1 protein-coding gene is annotated in these 316 nt (G+C 73.4%); it reads right to left on the reverse strand.

The features are described from left to right. Window positions 1-316: HAMP domain-containing protein (locus LE181_RS32020; protein WP_225665119.1), on the reverse strand; the 316-nt coding region annotated here is incomplete at both ends.

Consider the following 316-nt stretch of genomic DNA (forward strand, 5'->3'; position numbering starts at 1 on the left):
CCCGCCGCACCCGGCACCTGCGCCTGACCGCTCAGCCGGCCCTCGGCGCCCACCTCGCTGGCCACGCGCGTGACCTCGTCCGCGAACGTCCGCAGCGTCTCGGTCATCTGATTGACCGTCTCGGCCAGCTGCGCCACCTCGCCCCGCGCGCTCACCGTGACCTTCTGCGAGAGGTCACCGTTGGCGACGGCCGTGGTCACCTGCGCGATCCCGCGCACCTGCGCCGTGAGGTTGCCGGCCATGAGGTTGACCGAGTCGGTGAGGTCCTTCCAGACCCCCGCCACGCCCGGCACCTGCGCCTGACCGCCCAGCTCGC

It is taken from the genome of Streptomyces sichuanensis, assembly GCF_020328095.1.
Taxonomy (GTDB): Bacteria; Actinomycetota; Actinomycetes; order Streptomycetales; family Streptomycetaceae; genus Streptomyces; species Streptomyces cinnamoneus.